Source organism: Streptomyces roseofulvus, assembly GCF_039534915.1.
In the GTDB taxonomy this organism is placed as follows: domain Bacteria; phylum Actinomycetota; class Actinomycetes; order Streptomycetales; family Streptomycetaceae; genus Streptomyces; species Streptomyces roseofulvus.
In genome coordinates, this window is sequence record NZ_BAAAWE010000001.1 from 5,608,582 (window position 1) to 5,624,532 (window position 15,951).

At 74.0% G+C, this 15,951-nt stretch carries 9 protein-coding genes; 5 read left to right on the forward strand and 4 right to left on the reverse strand.

What is annotated here, in order from left to right:
- The first annotated feature begins 35 nt into the window (after nt 1-35).
- Entirely contained in the window at nt 36-2,270 is a 2,235-nt protein-coding gene (locus tag ABFY03_RS26100; RefSeq protein ID WP_346170961.1) for a HelD family protein, read from the forward strand.
- Here the strand turns inward: ABFY03_RS26100 and glgB are convergent.
- The 4 genes from glgB to ABFY03_RS26120 form a co-directional block, all read right to left on the reverse strand.
- Entirely contained in the window at nt 2,257-4,473 is a 2,217-nt protein-coding gene (gene glgB, locus ABFY03_RS26105) for a 1,4-alpha-glucan branching enzyme (RefSeq protein ID WP_346170962.1), read from the reverse strand. The genes ABFY03_RS26100 and glgB overlap by 14 nt on opposite strands.
- Before the next feature lie 106 nt (nt 4,474-4,579).
- A complete protein-coding gene (locus tag ABFY03_RS26110) occupies nt 4,580-5,929 on the reverse strand; it encodes a maltokinase N-terminal cap-like domain-containing protein (protein ID WP_319009518.1) in 1,350 nt (449 codons plus the stop codon).
- Nucleotides 5,930-6,153: 224 nt separating this feature from the next.
- Nucleotides 6,154-7,866 carry a maltose alpha-D-glucosyltransferase gene (treS, locus tag ABFY03_RS26115; protein WP_319009517.1) on the reverse strand — a complete coding sequence of 571 codons (1,713 nt, stop codon included), beginning with the start codon at nt 7,864-7,866 and terminating at the stop codon, nt 6,154-6,156.
- Nucleotides 7,863-9,848 carry an alpha-1,4-glucan--maltose-1-phosphate maltosyltransferase gene (locus ABFY03_RS26120; RefSeq protein ID WP_346170963.1) on the reverse strand — a complete coding sequence of 662 codons (1,986 nt, stop codon included), beginning with the start codon at nt 9,846-9,848 and terminating at the stop codon, nt 7,863-7,865. Before ABFY03_RS26120 ends, treS begins: the two co-directional genes overlap by 4 nt.
- A 365-nt stretch (nt 9,849-10,213) precedes the next feature.
- Here ABFY03_RS26120 and ABFY03_RS26125 point away from each other — a divergent pair, with 365 nt between their 5' ends.
- The 4 genes from ABFY03_RS26125 to ABFY03_RS26140 all read left to right on the forward strand — a co-directional run bounded on the left by ABFY03_RS26125 (nt 10,214) and on the right by ABFY03_RS26140 (nt 15,944).
- Entirely contained in the window at nt 10,214-11,017 is an 804-nt protein-coding gene (locus ABFY03_RS26125) for a helix-turn-helix transcriptional regulator (RefSeq protein WP_346170964.1), read from the forward strand.
- 118 nt (nt 11,018-11,135) lie between these two features.
- Nucleotides 11,136-13,703, forward strand: a complete 2,568-nt coding sequence (glgP, locus tag ABFY03_RS26130) for an alpha-glucan family phosphorylase (RefSeq protein ID WP_346170965.1) — start codon at nt 11,136-11,138, stop codon at nt 13,701-13,703.
- A 65-nt stretch (nt 13,704-13,768) separates the two neighbouring features.
- Nucleotides 13,769-14,437 (forward strand): response regulator transcription factor, encoded by a 669-nt coding sequence (locus tag ABFY03_RS26135; protein ID WP_319009513.1) that lies wholly within the window; start codon nt 13,769-13,771, stop codon nt 14,435-14,437.
- Nucleotides 14,430-15,944 (forward strand): sensor histidine kinase, encoded by a 1,515-nt coding sequence (locus ABFY03_RS26140; protein ID WP_346170966.1) that lies wholly within the window; start codon nt 14,430-14,432, stop codon nt 15,942-15,944. Before ABFY03_RS26135 ends, ABFY03_RS26140 begins: the two co-directional genes overlap by 8 nt.
- The last annotated feature ends 7 nt before the right edge of the window (nt 15,945-15,951 follow it).

Below are 15,951 nucleotides of genomic sequence, written 5' to 3' on the forward strand. Positions count from 1 at the left end.
TTCACTAAAGGCACTGTATCGCGCTGGGAGTCGAATTGTCAACCGAGCCAATTCGGGAAGAGCAGAAATTCATCACCTCGCTCTACGCGCGGCTCGACGACCTGAGGGACCGGGCCGAGGCCGCCGTCGGCGAGGCGCTCAGGACGCCCGGGACCGGGAGCGCGCAGTCGCGCCTGGAGCGGGACATCATGGTGGCCGAGCAGTCCGGACTGCTCGCCGCCTTCAACGCCGGCGAGACCGGGCTCTGCTTCGGCCGGCTCGTCTTCCGGGACGGGCGCGACCACCACATCGGGCGCATCGGCCTGCGCGAGGACGACCCGCAGCGGACCCCGCTCGTCGTCGACTGGCGGGCCGACATCGCCCGCCCCTTCTACCTCGCCACCGGCCACGAGCCGATGGGCCTCACCCGCCGCCGGCACATCACCACCAAGGGCCGGGAGGTCGTCTCCCTCCACGACGAGGTCCTCGACCTCGCCGACCGCACCCGCTCCGGCCACGAGGGCCGGGACGCCGACGAGGTGCTGCTCGCCGCGCTCGACGCGGCCCGCACCGGCCGCATGCACGACATCGTGCAGACCATCCAGGCCGAGCAGGACGCCATCATCCGCTCCCCGCACGCCGGCGTCCTGGTCGTCGAGGGCGGTCCGGGCACCGGCAAGACCGCGGTCGCCCTGCACCGCGCCGCGTACCTGCTCTACGCCCACCGCGAGCAGCTCGCCAAGCGGGCCGTCCTCATCGTGGGCCCCAACCCGGCCTTCCTCGGCTACATCGGGAACGTGCTGCCCTCGCTCGGCGAGACCGGCGTCCTGCTCTCCACCCCCGGCGAGCTGTACCCGGGCGTCCACGCCACCGCCACGGACACCCCCCGCGCCGCCGCCGTGAAGGGCGACGCCCGGATGGCCGCCGCCCTGGCGGAGGCCGTGCGCGACCGGCAGCAGGTCCCCGAGCGCGGCGCCCCGCTCGTGGTCCCGCACGAGGACGGCGACCTGGTCATCGACTGGGACATGGCCCTGGAGGCCCGCCACAAGGCCCGCGAGACCGCCCTCCCGCACAACCTCGCCCGCCCCTACTTCGCCTTCCGGATCCTCGACGCGCTCGCCGCGCAGCTCGCCGACCGGATCGGCGCCGACCCGTACGGCGGCCCCAACTTCCTCGGCCCGGACGACATCGCCCTGCTCGCCAAGGGCATCGCCGCCAACCCCGACGTGCACGCCGCGATCGACACCCTCTGGCCGGACCTCACCCCCGAGGACTTCCTCGCCGACTACCTCGCCGAGCCCACCCACCTCCCCGAGGAGGACGCGGCGGCGATCCGCCGCGACGGCGGCGCCTGGACCCCGGGCGACGTACCGCTCCTCGACGAGGCCGCCGAGCTGCTCGGCCGCGACGACTCCGCCGAGCGGGCCGCGCAGGAGGCCGAACGGCAGCGGCAGGTGCAGTACGCGCAGGGCGTCCTCGACGTCTCCTTCGCCTCCCGCACCTACGAGTTCGAGGACAAGGAGGAGCTCGACGAGGACGCCTCCGAGGTGCTGTCCGCGCACGACATCATCGACGCCGAGCGGTTCGCCGAGCGGCACGAGGAGGCCGACCACCGCACCGCCGCCGAGCGGGCCGCCGCCGACCGCACCTGGGCCTTCGGCCACATCATCGTCGACGAGGCGCAGGAGCTGTCCGCGATGCAGTGGCGGCTGCTGATGCGCCGCAGCCCCACCCGCTCGATGACCCTGGTCGGGGACCCCGCCCAGACCGGCGACCCGGCCGGCGTCGGCGCGTGGGACGCGATCCTCGCCCCGTACGTGCAGGACCGCTGGCAGCACGTGCGGCTCGGGGTCAACTACCGCACGCCCGCCGAGATCATGGCGGTCGCCGCCGCCGTGCGCCGGGCGGACGACCCCGCCTTCGAGCCGCCCGGCTCGGTCCGCTCCACCGGCGTCGAGCCGTGGGACCGCACCGTCGAGGACCCGGTGAAGGAGACCGCCGACGCGGTCGCCGCCGAACTCGGCGGCGAGGGCCGGATCGCCGTGATCGCCCCGCCGGAGCTGCTGCCCGGCCTGGCCGCGGCCCTTCCCGACGCCTCCCACGGGCCGAAGCCCGACCTCACCCGGCCGGTGGTCCTCCTCGACCCCCGCCAGGCGAAGGGCCTCGAGTTCGACACGGTCCTCGTCGTCGACCCGGAGGGCATCCGGGCCGGCGCCGCGCACGGCACGAACGACCTGTACGTGGCGCTGACCCGGGCCACCCAGCGGCTCGGGATCGTCAGGCGGGCCTGAGCCAGACCGTCGCGAGCGGCGGCAGCGTCATCCGGACGCTCGCCGCCCGCCCGTGCCAGGGCACCGACTCGGTCTTCACCGGGTCGGTGCCGACCACGTCCGAACCGCCGTACCGGGAGGCGTCCGTGTTCAGCACCTCGCCCCACGCGGCGAAGGAGTCCGGCACCCCGAGCCGGTAGTCGTGCCGGACCACGGGGGAGAAGTTGCAGACGGCGAGCAGCGGCGAGCCGAAGGCGTCGTAGCGGAGGAAGGCGAGGACGTTGTCGTCGGCCGCGTCCCCGACCACCCACTCGAAGCCCTCCGGCACGGTGTCCCGCTCCCACAGCGACGGCGTCGCCGTGTAGACCCGGTTCAGGTCCCGCACCAGGTCCTTCACGCCCCGGTGGTCGGCCTCGGCGCCGTACTCCGGGTCGAGCAGCCACCACTCCGGCCCGTGGTCCGCCGACCACTCCGAACCCTGCGCGAACTCCTGCCCCATGAAGAGGAGTTGCTTGCCCGGGTGGGCCCACATGAAGCCCAGGTAGGCGCGGTGGTTGGCGCGCCGCTGCCACCAGTCGCCGGGCATCTTGGACACCAGCGCCCGCTTGCCGTGCACCACTTCGTCGTGCGAGATCGGCAGGATGTAGTTCTCGCTGTACGCGTACACCATCGAGAAGGTCATCTCGTGGTGGTGGTACTTGCGGTGCACCGGCTCCTTCTCCATGTACTGGAGCGAGTCGTGCATCCAGCCCATGTTCCACTTCATGCCGAAGCCGAGCCCGCCGAAGCCGCCCGGGCCGACCAGGTCCGTCGCCCGGGTCACCCCGTCCCAGGCCGTCGACTCCTCGGCGAAGGTCACGATGCCGGGGCAGCGGCGGTAGACGGTGGCGTTCATCTCCTGCAGGAAGGCGACCGCGTCCAGGTTCTCCCGGCCGCCGTGCTCGTTCGGCAGCCACTCGCCGTACTCGCGCGAGTAGTCGAGGTAGAGCATCGACGCCACCGCGTCCACCCGCAGGCCGTCGACGTGGAACTCCTGGCACCAGTAGACCGCGTTGGCGACGAGGAAGTTCCGCACCTCCTTGCGGCCGTAGTCGAACTCCAGGGTGCCCCAGTCCGGGTGGTGCGAGCGGCGCGGGTCCGCGTGCTCGTACAGCGGTCGCCCGTCGAACTCGGCCAGCGCCCAGTCGTCCTTGGGGAAGTGGGCCGGCACCCAGTCCATCAGCACCCCGATGCCGGCCCGGTGCAGCGCGTCCACCAGGTACTTGAAGTCGTCCGGAGTGCCGAGCCGGGCGGTCGGCGCGTAGAAACCGGTGACCTGGTAGCCCCAGGAGCCGCCGAAGGGGTGCTCGGTGACCGGCATGAACTCCACGTGCGTGAAACCGAGTTCACGGACGTACGCGGGCAGTTCCCCGGCCAGCTCGCGATAGGTCAGGCCGGGCCGCCAGGACGGCAGATGCAGCTCGTAGACGGAGATCGGCGCCTCGTGCGGCGGCCGGGCGCCACGCCGCGCCATCCACTCCTGGTCGCTCCACTCGTAGTGCGACGCGGTGACGATCGAGGCGGTGTCCGGCGGGCACTCGGTGCGCCGCGCCATCGGGTCGGCCCGCACGGTGTGCGAGCCGTCGGGGCGGGTGATGTCGTACTTGTAGACCGCCCCCTCCCCGATGCCGGGCACGAACAGCTCCCACACGCCGGTCGAGCCGAGCGAGCGCATCGGCAGGCCGGTGCCGTCCCAGTGCACGAAGTCGCCGGTGACGCGGACGCCCCGGGCGTTCGGCGCCCAGACGGCGAAACGGGTGCCGGACACCCCGCCGTGGGTCATCACCCGGGAGCCGAGCGCCGTCCACAGCTCCTCGTGTCGGCCCTCGCCGATCAGGTGCAGGTCCAGCTCGCCGAGCGAGGGCAGGTGCCGGTACGGATCCTGGACGACGAGCTCGGGCCCGTCCCCGTACCGCACGCGCAGCTCGTACGCCGGGACCTTCCGGAGCCGCGGCAGCAGCGTCGAGAACAGGCCGTCGCCCTCGTCGCGCAGCTCGACCGTCCGCCCCTTCGGCAGGACGGCCGTGACCGACCGGGCCCAGGGCCGCAGCGCCCGGAGGACGACGCCGCCCTTCACCGGGTGGGCGCCGAGCAGCGCGTGGGGATCGTGGTGCTCCCCGGCGAGCAGCCGCGCGCGCTCGCCGGGGTCGATCGGGGGCGCCGTGCGGGGCGTCTTGGCGGTCACCGGTAGCCTCCTGAAACGTCGAAAAGTGTATGAAATAGGCAACTCCCTCGCCGGGTGCCAGGACACTCCGCCGAACGGGCCATCTCGCCCGCCCGGTGCCACCCGCTCACCGGGTGGTGGCGAGGCGGTGGATGGCGGACATCGGCACGGGGAGCCAGTCGGGGCGGTGCCGGGCCTCGTAGACGACCTCGTACACCGCCTTGTCGGTCTCGTAGGCCCGCAGCAGCGCGGGATCGGCGCGGGGGTCCGCGCCGGCGACCTCGGCGTAGCCGGTGCAGTACGCGGCCCGGCAGCGGGCCGCCCAGTCGGCGTTCCACGGCCGGTGGGTGCGGGCCGCGTAGTCGAAGGAACGGAGCATGCCGGCGACGTCCCGGACGGTCGGCTGCGGGCGGCACCGCTCGTCGAGCGGCTTCGCCGGCTCGCCCTCGAAGTCGATGACGGCCCAGGCGCCGTCGGAGCCGCGCAGGGTCTGCCCGAGGTGCAGGTCGCCGTGGATCCGCTGGACCGTGCCCGCGCCCTCCGCGTCGCCGGCCGCCGCGAAGACGGCCCGCAGGCCGGGGACGTACGGCAGGAGCGCGGGGACGGCCTGGGCGGCCGCGTGCAGCCGCCGGTCCATCGCGGCCGCCAGGCCCTCGGTCTCGGCGCGCGGCAGCCGCTGGGTGGGCAGCGCCTCGGCGAGGGCGAGGTGGACCTCGGCGGTGGCCCGGCCGAGCGCCCGCGCCTCGGAGGCGAACTCCCGCCCCGCCGCTAGGGCGTCGAGGGCGAGCCGCCAGCCGTCACGGGAGTCCCGCAGGTACGGCTGGAGCACGCCCAGCGTCGACGCCCCCGACTCGAACCAGGCCACCGGGGCCGGGACCCGGGCGCAGCCGGCCCGGTCGAGGGCGAGCGGCAGTTCCAGGTCCGGGTTGGCGCCGGGGCTGACCCGGCGGAAGATCTTCAGGATGTACGCGTCGCCGAAGACGAGCGAGGAGTTGGACTGTTCGGCGTCGAGGACCCGGGGGGCGAGCGCCCCCGGCAGGGGGCGGGTGGCGTGGAAGCGGAGCGGTCCGGTGCGGCCGGGGGTGCGCAGCCGCTCGTACAGCAGCCCGGCGAGGCGCGGATCGCGCAGCCCCTCGTAGACGGCGCGGCCGGCCAGCGGTCCCTGCCGGATCCGGCCGATGAGGGCGGGGGCGAGGCGCGGCGGCAGCTGGGACCGCACGCCGAGCAGGACCTGGTAGCAGTCGGCGGGTTCGCCGGCCGGGCGGCCTGGCTGTTCCACCCGCAGCAGGAGGTGGAGGAGTCCGGGCCCGGCGCCGTCCAGGGGCAGCAGCTCGGTGGCCGCGTCCAGCGTGAATCCGGTGACCCGGCGGCCCTTGCCCGCGAACCAGCGCTGCCGGGGCAGCCATTCGCGGAGCAGGGGCGTGAGGGACGGAAGGAGGGCGTCCGGGGCCCGGGTGGTGGATGCGGTCTCCGGCATGGCATCGCGTCCTTTCCCCGGGGCGCGCAGTTGGCTGTCGTAGGCGTTCAAATGCGCAGATTGTCCCGGATGGCGGCTGGGGCTGTCCGGATGTGCGGGACGTGTCGGAAAGGGAAGATCCATATGGATGGACCCGGATGGGGATGGTTCGTGTGTGGGACACCGTTCCCAGAGTGGGACGGCGGAAACCGCCCCACCCCGGTGCGTGTCGAGCTGACGCGTTGTCAACTCCGTTGCATGCGGAACCAGTAGAAGCCGTGGCCGGCCAGCGTCAGCAGGTACGGCAGCTCGCCGATCGCGGGGAAGGCGACCCCGCCGATCAGCTCCACCGGCCGCATTCCGGCGAAGCGCCGCAGGTCCAGTTCGGTCGGCTGTGCGAACCGCGAGAAGTTGTTGACGCAGAGCACGAGATCGGCGTCCTCTCCCTCCTCTGGAGCGGTCTCGCGGAGGAAGGCGAGCACCGACGGGTTGGACGCCGGGAGTTCGGTGTACGTGCCCGTCCCGAAGGCCCGGTTCTGCTTGCGGATCTCGATCATCCGCTTCGTCCAGTGCAGCAGCGAGGACGGCGAGGCCATGCCCGCCTCCACGTTGGTCACCTGGTAGCCGTGCACCGGGTCCATGATGGTCGGCAGATAGAGTCGGCCCGGGTCGCAGGAGGAGAAGCCAGCGTTCCGGTCCGGGGTCCACTGCATCGGGGTCCGCACCCCGTCCCGGTCGCCCAGCCAGATGTTGTCGCCCATGCCGATCTCGTCGCCGTAGTACAGCACCGGCGATCCCGGCAGCGAGAAGAGCAGCGCGGTGAACAGCTCCATCTGCTTGCGGTCGTTGTCGAGGAGCGGGGCGAGCCGCCGCCGGATGCCGATGTTGGCCCGCATCCGCGGGTCCTTGGCGTACTCGGCGTACATGTAGTCCCGCTCCTCGTCCGTGACCATCTCGAGGGTGAGCTCGTCGTGGTTGCGGAGGAAGATGCCCCACTGGCAGCCGGAGGGGATCTCCGGCGTCTTCGCCAGGATCTCCGAGACCGGGTAGCGGGACTCGCGCCGCACGGCCATGAAGATCCGAGGCATGACCGGGAAGTGGAAGGCCATGTGGCACTCGTCGCCGCCGGAGCGGAAGTCGCCGAAGTAGTCGACCACGTCCTCGGGCCACTGGTTCGCCTCGGCGAGCAGCACCGTGTCCGGGTAGTGGTCGTCGATCTCCTTCCGGACCTCCTTCAGGAAGGCGTGGGTGGCCGGCAGGTTCTCGCAGTTGGTGCCCTCCTGCTGGTACAGGTACGGCACCGCGTCCAGCCGAAAGCCGTCGATCCCCAGGTCCAGCCAGAACTTCAGCGCCGACAGGATCTCCTCCCGCACCGCCGGGTTCTCGTAGTTGAGGTCCGGCTGGTGCGAGAAGAAGCGGTGCCAGTAGTACTGCTTGCGGACCGGGTCGAAGGTCCAGTTGGAGGTCTCCGTGTCGACGAAGATGATCCGGGCGTCCGGGTACTGCTTGTCGTCGTCGGCCCAGACGTAGTAGTCGCCGTACGGGCCGTCCGGGTCGCGCCGCGACTCCTGGAACCACGGGTGCTGGTCGCTCGTGTGGTTCATGACGAAGTCGATGATCACGCGCATCCCGCGCTGGTGCGCCGCGTCCACGAACTCCACGAAGTCGGCGAGGTCGCCGAACTCGGGGAGGACCGAGGTGTAGTCGGCGACGTCGTAGCCGCCGTCGCGCAGCGGGGACTTGAAGAACGGCGGCAGCCACAGGCAGTCCACGCCCAGCCACTGGAGGTAGTCCAGCCGGGACGTGATGCCCTTCAGGTCGCCGACGCCGTCGCCGTTGCTGTCCTGGAAGGACCGGACGAGGACCTCGTAGAAGACGGCCCGCTTGAACCACTCGGGGTCGCGGTCCTTGGCGGGGGTGTCCTCGAAGGTGTCGGGGACGGGATCGTTGACAGTCATGAGGTGGGTGACCCTCCGGTCTGCGGGGACGGTCGCAGGACGAGCACGTGCGCGGGCGCGACGCCCGGTTCCAGGCGCACGTAGGCGTTCCTGCCCCAGTGATAGGTGGTGCCGGTGAGCTCGTCGCGCACCGGTACGGTCTCGTGCCAGCCGAGGCCGAGTTCCGGCATGTTCAACGAGACCGTCGTCTCCTGGGTGTGGTGCGGGTCGAGGTTGACGACCACCAGAACGGTGTTCGAACCCGACTTCTTGGAGTACGCGATCACCTGCGCGTTGTCCGTCGTGTGGAAGGTCAGGTTCCGCAGTCGCCGGAGCGCCGGGTGGCGGCGCCGGATCCGGTTCAGCGTGGTGATGAGCGGAGTGATCGTCGCGCCCGCGCGCTCCGCCGACTCCCAGTCGCGCGGCCGGAGTTGGTACTTCTCCGAGTCCAGGTACTCCTCGCTGCCCGGACGCAGCGGGGTGTTCTCGCACAGCTCGTACCCGGCGTAGATCCCCCAGGTCGGCGAGAGCGTCGCCGCCAGCACTGCCCGCGCCTCGAAGGCCGGACGGCCGCCCTCCTGGAGGTAGGCGTGCAGGATGTCCGGGGTGTTCACGAAGAAGTTGGGCCGCATCTGCGCGGCCACGTCCCCGGACAGCTCGGTCAGGTACTCGGTCAGCTCGTCCTTGGTGTTCCGCCAGGTGAAGTACGTGTAGGACTGCTGGAAGCCGATCGCGCCCAGCGTCCGCATCATCGCCGGCCGGGTGAACGCCTCCGCCAGGAAGATCACGTCCGGGTCCTTCGCGTTGATCTCCCCGATCACCCGCTCCCAGAACACCACCGGCTTCGTGTGCGGGTTGTCGACGCGGAAGATCCGCACCCCGTGGTCCATCCAGTGCCGCAGCACCCGGACCGTCTCCGCGACGATCCCGTCCATGTCCTGGTCGAACGCGATCGGGTAGATGTCCTGGTACTTCTTCGGCGGGTTCTCCGCGTACGCGATCGAACCGTCCGCCCGGTGGTGGAACCACTCCGGGTGCTTCTCCACCCACGGGTGGTCCGGCGAGCACTGGAGGGCGAAGTCCAGCGCGATCTCCAGGCGCAGTTCGCGGGCCCGGGCCACGAAGGCGTCGAAGTCCTCGATCGTGCCCAGGTCGGGGTGGACCGCGTCGTGCCCGCCCTCCGGCGAACCGATCGCCCACGGCACGCCGACGTCGTTCGGCGCCGCCGACAGGGCGTTGTTGGGGCCCTTGCGGTGGGTCTCGCCGATCGGGTGGATCGGCGGCAGATAGACCACGTCGAAGCCCATCGCCGCGATGGCCGGGAGCCGTTCGGCGGCGGTCCGGAAGTTCCCCGGCACGGTACGGCCCTTGACCTTCCGCACGCCCTCCGAGCGCGGGAAGAACTCGTACCAGGAGCCGTACAGCGCCCGCTCGCGCTCCACCCGGAGCGGGAACGCCGGGGAGGCGGAGACCAGTTCGCGCAGCGGATACCGGTCGAGCGTCTCCGTCACCCGCGGCGCCAGCGCCGCCGCGAGCCGGGCCGCCGCCGGCGTGGAGGCGTCGCGCAGCGCGTCCGCCGCCGCGAGCACCGCCTCCCGCCCGCCGTCCTTCTTCGGGACGCCCTTGGCGGCCCGCTCGTGCAGCTCCGCGCCCTCGGCCAGGACGAGTTCGGAGTCGATCCCGGCCGGGATCTTGATCTTCGCCGCGTGACGCCAGGTCGCCAGCGGGTCGCTCCAGGCCTCGACGGTGAACGTCCACAGGCCCTCGGAGTCCGGGGTGACCTCGGCACCCCAGCGGTCGGAGCCCTCGGCGAGCTCGCGCATCGGGGTCCACGGCCCCGGCCGACCGGTCGGGCCGGTCAGTACGACATTGGCGGCGACCGCGTCGTGGCCCTCGCGGAAGACGGTCGCCGACACCTCGAAGGTCTCGCCGGCCACCGCCTTCGCGGGGCGCCGGCCACAGTCGACCAGCGGGCGGACGTCCAGTACGGGAATGCGTCCCATGAGCGGATTCACAGCATCACCTGACGGGGGTACGGGGGTGCGGGTGGTGGTGCGCTCTTTCTAGCCGCGCCGGAGGCCGGGGGGAGGACGGCATCGCCGCGCCCCTCCGCGTTCACTCGGATGGCGGGCCCACAGGGATGAAGACGGGTACGGGGAGGACGGATTCGGGGGGTACCGGGGGAGCCTTGCCCAGCTTCCCGGGCGGGCAATCCGGCCCTTTGTTAACTACTAGGGCGTAGGGGGCGGGGCAAGACGCGTGCCGGACACGAAACCCGGCCGGACGCCCCGGGCGGGCCCGATCTCCCGGCCGCGCTCGCTACGCTGACCGTCCGTCGTTCACCGGGTGCGGAAGGCGGCAGATCCCCATGCAGACCGAGACCGGCGGCACGCGGGCCGTCCTCCACCACATCCTCGCCGGACGGTGCCGACTCGCCGCCGCGGGGGTCCGCGCCCTCGAACTCGCCCCCGGAGACCTCGCGCTGCTCCCCGCCGGCGCCCGCCACCGGCTCGCGCCCGGGCCGGACGGTCCGCCCTTCCCGCCCCTCGCCGGACCGGCCGGGCCCGCCGTCTCCGTGGTCGAACCCGGCGCGGGTGTCCGGATCCTGACCGTCCGCGGCGGTTACGGCCGCCCGCCCGGCCCGCTCCTCGCCGCCGCCCTGCCCCGCGCCCTGCGCCTCGACCGGGCCCGCGTCGAGGCCGAACCGCTGCTCCGCGACACCCTCGCCCTGCTCGCCGCCCCCGGCCGGCGCCCCGGCCCCGGCGACCGGCTGCTCGCCCTGCGGGTCCTGGAGACCGCCCTCGGCCTGGCCGCCGCGCCCCGGTCGCCGGACGGCCCCGGCCGCCACCCCGGCATCGACCGCTCCGTCGCCGCCATCGAGACCCGGTACGCCGAGCCCTGGACCGTCGTCACCCTGGCCCGCGAGGCCGGGATGTCCCGCTCCGCCTTCACCGCCGCCTTCCGCGAGGCCGTCGGCACACCCCCGGCCCGCCATCTGACGGCCCGCCGGATACGGGAGGCCGCCCGGCTGCTCGCCGAGACCGGGCTTCCCCAGTCGGCCGTGCCCGCCCGCGTCGGCTACCGCAGCCGGGTCGGCTTCCACCTCGCCTTCCGCACCGCCTACGGCATGACCCCGGGGGAGTACCGGGCCGCCGCGCCCCGCCGGGTCTGACCGCGGCGGAGGCACCGTGGCCGCGCGGCCGCCGAGCCCCTACGCTCGGTGCGGCACGCCGGACGCACAGCGTGGTGCGTCCGCTCCGTTCCGTCACCGGCCTGCGAAGGTGGGACACGTGAAGGCAATCCGTCGATTCACCGTGCGTCCTGTCCTCCCCGACACCCTTCGACCCCTCGCCGCCCTGGCGCGCAACCTGCGCTGGTCCTGGCACGAGCCGACCCGCGCCCTCTTCGACTCCCTCGCCCCCGCGGGGTTCGAGGGCGCCGACCCCGTCGGCGTCCTCGCCGCCCTGGAGGCGCCCCGGCTGGCCGCGCTCGCCGCCGACCGCGACGTCCTCGACCGGATCACCGCCGCCGCCGACGACCTCGACGCCTACCTGACCCGGCCCCGCTGGTACCAGGAGCGCGGCTCCGGCGACGGGCCCGCCGCCCTCGCCTACTTCTCGCCCGAGTTCGGCGTCGCCGCCGCCCTGCCCCAGTACTCCGGCGGGCTCGGCATCCTCGCCGGCGACCACCTCAAGTCCGCCAGCGACCTCGGCGTCCCGCTCATCGGCGTCGGACTCCTCTACCGCCACGGCTACTTCCGGCAGTCCCTCGGCCGCGACGGCTGGCAGCAGGAGCAGTACCCCGTCCTCGACCCGGGCGAGCTGCCCGTCACCCTGCTCCGCGAAGCCGACGGCACCCCCGCCCGGATCGCCCTCGCCCTGCCCGGCGGCCGCAGCCTCCACGCCCACCTGTGGGTCGCCGAGGTCGGCCGGGTCCCGCTGCTGATGCTCGACTCGGACGTCGAGGAGAACGCCCCCGGCGAGCGGTCGGTCACCGACCGGCTGTACGGCGGCGGCGGCGAGCACCGGCTCCTCCAGGAGATGCTCCTCGGCATCGGCGGCGTCCGCGCGGTCCGCACGTACACCCGGCTCACCGGCCACCCCGAGCCCGAGGTCTTCCACACCAACGAGGGCCACGCCGGCTTCCTCGGCCTCGAACGCATCCGTGAACTCCAGGGGCAGGGACTGGACTTCGACGCCGCCCTGGAAACGGTCCGGGCCGGCACCGTCTTCACCACCCACACCCCCGTCCCGGCCGGCATCGACCGCTTCGACCGCGAGCTCGTCGCCCGCCACCTCGGCGACGACGGCGCCCTGCCCGGCCTCGACACCGGCCGCGTCCTCGCCCTCGGCGACGAGACCCCGCTCGGCGGCGACCCCGGCGTCTTCAACATGGCCGCCATGGGCCTGCGCCTCGCCCAGCGCGCCAACGGCGTCTCCACCCTCCACGGCACCGTCAGCCGCGAGATGTTCGCCGGACTCTGGCCCGGCTTCGACGCCGACGAGGTGCCCATCGGCTCCGTCACCAACGGCGTCCACGCCCCCACCTGGACCGCCCCCGAGGTCACCCGGCTCGGCGCCGACGCGAGCGACCGCGAGCTGTGGGAACTGCGCCGCGCCCTGCGCGGCCGGCTCGTCGCCGACGTCCGGGACCGGGTGCGGGCCTCCTGGCGGCAGCGCGGCGCCGCCGCCGCCGAACTCGGCTGGACCGACACCGTCCTCGACCCCGACGTCCTCACCATCGGCTTCGCCCGCCGGGTCCCCTCGTACAAGCGCCTCACCCTGATGCTCCGCGACAAGGAACGGCTGCGCGCCCTGCTGCTCCACCCCGAGCGGCCGGTGCAGCTGGTCGTCGCCGGCAAGGCGCACCCGGCCGACGACGGAGGCAAGAAGCTCGTCCAGGAACTCGTCCGGTTCGCCGACGACCCCCGGGTCCGGCACCGGATCGTCTTCCTGCCCGACTACGGCATGGAGATGGCCCGCGGCCTCTACCCCGGCTGCGACGTCTGGCTCAACAACCCGCTGCGCCCCCTGGAGGCCTGCGGCACCAGCGGCATGAAGGCCGCCCTCAACGGCTGCCTCAACCTCTCCGTCCTCGACGGCTGGTGGGACGAGTGGTACGAGCCCGAGTTCGGCTGGGCCATCCCCACCGCCGACGGCGCCGCCGCGGCCGACGAGGAGCGCCGCGACGACCTGGAGGCCGCCGCCCTCTACGAGCTGATCGAACGCCGGGTCGCCCCCCGCTTCTACGACCGCGGCGCCGACGGAGTCCCCGCCGCCTGGACCGCCATGGTCCGCCGCACCCTCGCCGACCTCGGCCCCAAGGTGCTCGCCGACCGGATGGTCCGCGACTACGTGGAGCGGCTGTACGTCCCCGCCGCCGCGGCCCGCCGGGCGCTCACCCCCGACCGCGCCCGGCAGCTCGCCGCCTGGAAGACCCGGGTCCGGGCGGCCTGGCCGGGCGTCTCGGTGGACCACGTGGAGATCGGCGACGACCTCGCGGAGGCCGGCGCCGAGCTGGGCGCCACCCCGGTCGTCCGGGTCCGGGTCGCGCTCGGCGGCCTCGGCCCCGACGACGTGGAGGTGCAGGCCGTCACGGGCCGGGTGGACGCCGACGACACCCTCAGCGCCACCCGGACCGTCACGCTCAAACCGGCCGGCGGCCCGGACCTGGAGGGCCGGCAGCCCTACGCGGGCACCCTGGAGCTCGACCGCACCGGCTCCTTCGGCTGCACGGTCCGCGTGCTGCCCGCCCACCCGCTCCTCGCCCACCCCGCCGAACTCGGCCTCGTCGCCCTCCCGGAGGAGCCCGGCGGCGAGGGCGCGGCGAGCCGGGGCGCGGGGGTCCTCCTGAGGTAGCCCGCCCGCCCGGGGCCCCTTCCGGGCCCCGGGCGGTCCGCGGGGCACCGCCTACGCTGGAGCGCATGATCAGGGTGCTGCTCGCGGACGACGAGGCGATGATCCGTGCCGGGGTGCGGGCCATCCTCACCACCGACCCGGGGATCGAGGTGGTCGCCGAGGCGGGCGACGGCCACGAGGCCGTGGAGCTGGCCCGGCTCCACCGGCCCGACGTGGCCCTCCTCGACATCCGGATGCCGCGCCTCGACGGCCTCGCCGCCGCCGACGCGCTCCGCCGCACCCTGCCGGACACCGCGGTCGTCATGCTCACCACCTTCTCCGAGGACGACTACATCGCCCGCGCCCTCGGCGGCGGCGTCGGCGGCTTCCTCCTGAAGTCCGGCGACCCGCGCGAACTGATCGCCGGGGTCCGGGCGGTCGCCGCCGGCGGCGCCGCCCTCTCGCCCGCAGTCGCCCGCCGGGTCATCGACACCCTCGGCGGCGAGCGGCTCACCCGCGCGGCCGACGCCCGCGCCCGGCTGGCCCCGCTCACCGGCCGCGAACGCGAGGTCGTCTCGCTGCTCGCCGCCGGCTGCTCCAACCAGGAGATCGCCGCCCGGATGCACGTCGTCGAGGGCACCGTGAAGGCCCATGTGAGCGCGGTCCTGGCCCGGCTCGGCCTGCGCAACCGCGTCCAGCTCGCGGTCCTCGCCCACGAGGCCGGACTGGTGGCGGAGGAACCGCCCGGTGCCTGAGACCTCCCCGGCGCGCCGCCGCCTCTTCGACCTGGTGCTGTGGCTGCTGCTCTCCGTCCCGGTGCTGCTCCGCTCCGACCCGAACGACGGCGGGTCCTGGTTCCAGGTCGCCGCCGGCGTCACCGTGCTCGGCGGCTGCGTCGCCGTCAGCCGCCGGTGGCCGCTGCTGCCGCTCGCCGTCACCTGCGCGGCGAGCCTGCCGGCCTCGCTGGAGCTGTTCACCCCCTCGTACAGCCTCGCCCTGGTCGCCTTCGGCTATCTCGCCGGGCGCCGGCAGGACCACACCCGCGGCTCGCTCTGGCTGTTCGGCGGCGTGGCGGCGGTGGGGCTGCTGCTCACCCGGCTCACCGGCACCTCGCTCGGCCCCTGGTTCACCCTGCTCCTCGCGCTCGCGCTGGCGATCGTGGCGCCCTGGCTGGTCGGCCGGTACGTGCGCCAGTACGACCGGCTGGTGCGCAGCGGCTGGGAGCTGGCGGACCGGATGGAGCGGGAGCAGGCGGCGGTCGCCGACCGGGAGCGGCTGCGGGAGCGGTCCAGGATCGCCGGGGACATGCACGACTCCCTCGGCCACGACCTGGCGCTGATCGCGGTGCGGGCGGGCGTCCTGGAGGTGGATCCGGGGCTCGGTCCCGAGCAGCAGCGGGCGGCGGGCGAGCTGCGGCGGGCGGCGGCGGAGGCGACCGAGCGGCTGCGGGACGTCATCGGGGTGCTGCGGGAGGAGGGCGCCGCGGCCCCGACGGCGCCGGCCGACGAGACGGTCGGCGAGCTGGTGGACCGGGCGCGGGCGTCGGGCCTCGACGTGACGCTCGCCGGTCCGGTGCCGGAGCTGCCGGGGATGGCGGGCCGGGCGCTGCACCGGGTGGTGCAGGAGGGGCTGACGAACGCCGCCCGGCACGCCCCGGGCGCGTCCGTCGCGGTCGAGCTCCGGGAGGACGGCGAGCGGGTGACGGCGCGGGTGGCGAACGGTCCGGGCGCCGGGGCGGGGCGGCCCGCCTCCGGGGGCTCCGGTCTGGTCGGTCTCGACGAGCGGGTGCGGCTCGCGGGCGGCACGCTGACCCACGGCCCGGTGCCCGGCGGCGGGTTCGCGCTGACGGCGGTGCTGCCCCGGCGGGCGCCGGCGGCGGTGCCGGCCGCGCCGACCTCGGCCCGGGAGCTGGACCGGGCCCGGCGGCGGGTGCGCAAGGACCTGGTGCGGGCGATCTGGATCCCGCTGGCGCTGCTGGCCGCGCTGGCGGTGCTGACGGCGGGCGTGGCGGTGTGGTCGCAGTCCCGCTCGTACCTGGAGCCCGACAACTACGCGCGGCTGCTGGTCGGCCAGGCGTACGCGGAGATCGTGGACGACCTGCCGGAGCACGCTCTGGAGCGGCTGCCCGCGGGGCTGCCGCCGGAGCCGGGCGGCGTGGACGAGTGCCGCTACTACCGGGCGACGGTCTTCGCGGAGCTCCCCGTCTACCGGCTCTGCTTCACGGGCGGGCGGCTGGTCGCGCGGGACGAGCTGCCGGGGTGACACGAGG